Genomic DNA, 4,477 nt, shown 5'->3' with positions numbered 1-4,477 from the left:
ACACTATATACCTTTAAATCAGTCCATTCATTTTTAGGTAGGTTTCCATTTAGTTCCCTATGTTGAGCAATGCTTTTATTGTTTTCATCAAAATAACGAATTTCAGTGACAACGTTATGAGTCTGACTTACAACATTCGAAAAAACAGTTAACAAATAAGATTCACCTGGATTAACAGCTATTTTATCACTCAACACACTTACGCTCGCTTTGTCAGTATTGTCATGTAAATGTACGCTTTGTGCTCCTGTATGAGCTCTATCGGTACTTAATTGGATTCCTGGTCCTTCGAATTCCGATGTCCAACCTGGAATGGTTCCATTTTCACCTGCCTCTTCTTCAAAACCTGGATTCACGACTTCCATATGAATATCTTCAGCTGGAGGCTCTTCAATGAATGTTCCTTCAATCGTTACATCATCAAAATAAGCTTCCGTGATCGAGGGATGACCAGAGTTGAAGCGAAGTTCGACCTGTGTAGCGCCCTCTAGAACATCAAAAGGAACTTGAATCTCAGTCCACTTATCAGTTCCTAACACAGATGCACTAAAGTTAATAAAGGTAGCATTGCCAACCTTTTTCCCTTCATCATTAAAAAAATGAACTTCATATCCGATACTATGTGATTGTCTAACAACATTCACATATGCTTTCGCAACATATGAAACTCCAGTGGTAACAGAAATCTTCTCACTTGTAACCTGCAAATTTCCTCCTGGATTATTGGTATTTTCATCTTTAAAATATAAACTTTTATTTCCAGTTCGGGCTTTCTCCCCGCTAAATTCGATACTCGTGTTCGAATTATTGGTTACAAGACTCCAACCTTGATTCACAGTGTCTTCAAAACCTCCATTAGGTACTTCTACAGATACCGTTTCAGCAGACACAGGTACCGTTCCAACAGTAGTAAATGGAGCGATTAACCCAAATAATAGAGTAAAACTTAATGTCAGCATAATCGATTTTTTCAACGTTCTACTTTTCAAACAAGACCCCTCCCTTGATCAAGTATATGTAAATTGTATTGTTACCCTCCTTCCGTTAAAAGTTAGGAAGCGTTTACAGGATTATAGAAAGACTATCAACTATCAAAACTTTCTATCTCCTAAATCTCCCTTATTTTGATTCTACTTAACTATATTCCTTATACATATAGGTCTTTGTTACGATACTCCGTCGTAAATAGGACTTTAAGTGAGCACTGAAAAGTGAGAGATAGAGTTTCTGTGATTTTTTTTCTCAACAAAAAAAGGTTTGCTGCACTTGCAGAAAACCTTTTTAGGAAATATTAATTAGTTCTTCTTATTCCTTATCAAACCAAAGTGGATCTTTGTTATCCACTTCTCCATTGTAATTAATGAGGATTTCGTCTCCTGCTTTTATATCTGTGTAAGCATAGAAATCGAATGTGTGATTATCAAAATTAATTTCATAAATGGCATTAGGTTCATAGGAATGGTTAAATAACATTCCATACCCTAGCAGAATCGCCGTATGATTGATTCCATACTCAAATGCATAATCAGCGAGTAAGGTTTTCTCAATGTGCTCATGCTGATCATTTGGATAAGAGATAACAGGCGCTTCGTGTATGAGCTGTCCCTTTTCGATATCAGTTGTCGCAAATACGCCTCTATTGAATTCTCCATCACTTAGTGAAGATGTTTTTATTTCGATCATGTTGTTTGCCCTACCTACTTTTTGAATTTTTACTGCTTGATTCCGCAAAAACAATATAGCACCAACCTCGATTTAATAGAAGTCGGTGCTTCACTCTCTCGTATACTTTTTAGCGTGACGGTTTTGGAGGTTGGCACACATCGCATTTACGTTGGTTATTGTTTTTAAATTTTGTAAATGTTTTTTCAAAATTACTACCGCAAGCACATTTAAATAATAACTTTTGAGAAAATCCATGGAATTCCGTCGAAAGCAATTTGCTATCCGAATTCTTTTCAACGAATTCTTTAATTTTATCTATTGTCCATCTTTTATTCATTCTCTAAATACCTCCAGAATTACGGCTAGTCTAAGTGTCTTATTTTAACATGTGTTAAAAAACAATTAAATAGACTATTTTTGAGTATACCATGAAATTACAATAAAGAATAAGCCACAAGCGTTCCAATAATTCCCATAACAATCGCAAAGGGCATATTTTGAAGGGTAATACGATATGGACTTTGCCCCGTACTCATCGAAGTTAATGTAACGAGCAAACCGTACGTTCCTACAGTAAAGGTGGCAACAGATCCTGTTATTAACACGAGAGCAATACTTACAGGATTCATCACGTCTAATAATGGTGTAATGATTCCAGTCAATATACCCACAGTAGCGATTGGGTGGATACCGAACATACTAAATAAAACAAAAATGACTTGGATAAGGAACAAGATTAGCATTGGATAATCGGAAACATACGATAATGGTTTTTGAATCACTTCCAAAAACGATGTGTCTCCTAAACTAGTCGAAAATAAGGAAAGGGAGATAAATAATACGATAAAATTCTGCATTGTGTTTGTCTTTGTTCTCCAATTATTCCAGCCAATTGTCCAAAAACTTCTCCGTCTTTTCATCAGTAACGACCAAATGAATGCAAATGGGAAAATAAGAATCGTTACAGTTAAAATGAAGCTTAAATCAAATAGATTTCCAATCAAAATAACAAGTGTCAGGAACAAGGCCAATGCAAAAATGAAATGTATCATTTTTTTCACTAAAACTTTTTTACTGACGATAGGTTCCCTATTCATATTCGAATGTTCAAACTTGTATTTTTTATAATAGATGCGTCCAAATATAGAGTCTAGTATAAACGCAATAACCGCCATAAAGATAAGCCATGGCAAAAGTGTGACATAATCAACCCCTGTGGCAAATATAGAAACCGCGACCATGATCTCTAATGGGCTCCACAACAATGCTAATGAGTAACCTCTTAGTGAGGCAGTTGTAATAAATGAATTACGAATCTCTTTACTAAACGGAGATAACGTACTTTTAAGTACATCCTGTGAGATAGTAGCGGCTGATAAATTTAAAAAGGCTGCAAGAATGTGCGTCGTTAGTGAACTCCTTGGGTACAGTTTACCGAGATCCGAGACATTCACTTTCATAAGAAGATTCATATTCCGATCAAATCTTCCACTTCGCACAATACTATTCATCCAGGGCAGCATAGCTAAAAGGGTCAGCAATGATAGATTCGAAGTTAATAAACTAGGAATGATATGAAACGATTGACCTGTTGTGAAGAATAAATAACCTCCAACAAATAGAAATGAACCACCAAGAATTTTAAATAGCCTTGATGCCAATGGAAATGACACAATCAGCATGAAAATGGCAAGTACTCCAAGTATGTAATTGACTGTCTCGTTATCTATAAAAATATTAATGGTATGGAGTATAAATACGAAAGAATAAAAAATATAAAGATAGCGGAACAATGGAAATGGTTTCATTTATTTTCTCCTTCTAAGATGAAAATCAAACAATCAAATTATAGCACAGGAGGAAAAAACTACAAGACGAAACTCTTATTATTCCTGTATGAAATGCAAAATAAAAATCAGAGGTTGCTACAACAACCTCTGTGAGCCATGCTTCTATATTCAGTTAAAATCCTAAATGTGTTCACTGGGACGGTGGATCTATACAACAGTCACCACCGCCCGCTTCCAATGTTGTATCCCAGCGTTTAGTCGTTTTGCTTGATATCCTTGGGATAACAGGAGCTGGACACATTCTGTTGCGTAGACACAGTAGTAACCACGGCAATATACGATTATTTCTCGATCTTTTGGAAGTTCGGATAATCGGTTTTGGATTGAATCATACGGAAGTGATACTGCTCCTTCAATATGAGAAGCGTTATACTCCGTTTCTGGACGGACATCGACGACTATAATTTGATCCATATCTCTAATTTCAAAGAAGGCATCCAGATCTAGACTCTCAATTTCCTCTGGTCTATCGATAAACTCTGTTCGCATGTGCCTAACTTCATCGAAGCGATCTTCTGTTACCTTTTGTAACGATTGGACCAAGTCACATACTTTTGTATTCCCTAATGAATAGACCATGAAATTTCCCTGTCTACGGAATTTTACGAGTTTGACATCTAGGAGAACCTGTAAGTGTTGAGATGTATTGGCAATGCTCATTTCGGTTTCATTCGATAAGGATTCGACCGTCTTAGGACCTTGTGTCAACAAGTCCAATAGCTCCATTCGTTTCGGACTTGTTAACGCCTTCCCCACTCTAGAAAAATAGTAGTAGATTGTATCATAAAATTCCCTTTTATCCATATTGACCTCCTGCAATTTTACCCCATCGGATTCTTGATTCCAAAGGATTCTATAATACTACTTTAATAGAAAATCAGGAATTTATTACTAAAAGATGAAAGTTTTCAAAATATTTTAGTTGAAAATATAGGGCACAGAAAAAAAAGGCACAAAAAGCT

The 4,477-nt window shown here is 35.9% G+C and carries 5 protein-coding genes; all 5 read right to left on the bottom strand.

Going from position 1 to position 4,477, the window contains the following annotated elements:
* The coding region (locus tag V7147_RS16440; protein ID WP_335368915.1) for a carbohydrate binding domain-containing protein at positions 1 to 989 on the bottom strand (989 nt) is incomplete at its 3' end.
* 316 nt (positions 990 to 1,305) lie between these two features.
* Positions 1,306 to 1,683, bottom strand: coding sequence for an SET domain-containing protein (locus tag V7147_RS16435; protein WP_335368914.1), 378 nt, complete (start codon positions 1,681 to 1,683; stop codon positions 1,306 to 1,308).
* A 109-nt stretch (positions 1,684 to 1,792) separates the two neighbouring features.
* A complete protein-coding gene (locus V7147_RS16430) occupies positions 1,793 to 2,002 on the bottom strand; it encodes a hypothetical protein (protein ID WP_335368913.1) in 210 nt (69 codons plus the stop codon).
* 97 nt (positions 2,003 to 2,099) lie between these two features.
* The gene (locus V7147_RS16425) at positions 2,100 to 3,473 is read right to left on the bottom strand and encodes a hypothetical protein (protein ID WP_335368912.1); all 1,374 of its coding nucleotides are present in this window, start codon (positions 3,471 to 3,473) and stop codon (positions 2,100 to 2,102) included.
* A gap of 189 nt (positions 3,474 to 3,662) precedes the next feature.
* On the bottom strand, positions 3,663 to 4,319 hold the full coding sequence (locus tag V7147_RS16420; protein WP_335368911.1) for a metalloregulator ArsR/SmtB family transcription factor: 657 nt from the start codon (positions 4,317 to 4,319) through the stop codon (positions 3,663 to 3,665).
* Between the last annotated feature and the right edge of the window lie 158 nt (positions 4,320 to 4,477).

The organism is Bacillus sp. JJ1521, from assembly GCF_036965165.1.
Taxonomy (GTDB): domain Bacteria; phylum Bacillota; class Bacilli; order Bacillales; family Bacillaceae_L; genus Ferdinandcohnia.
The sequence above is the reverse complement of the archived record's forward strand: the minus strand, read 5'-3'. Positions and strand labels throughout refer to the sequence as shown.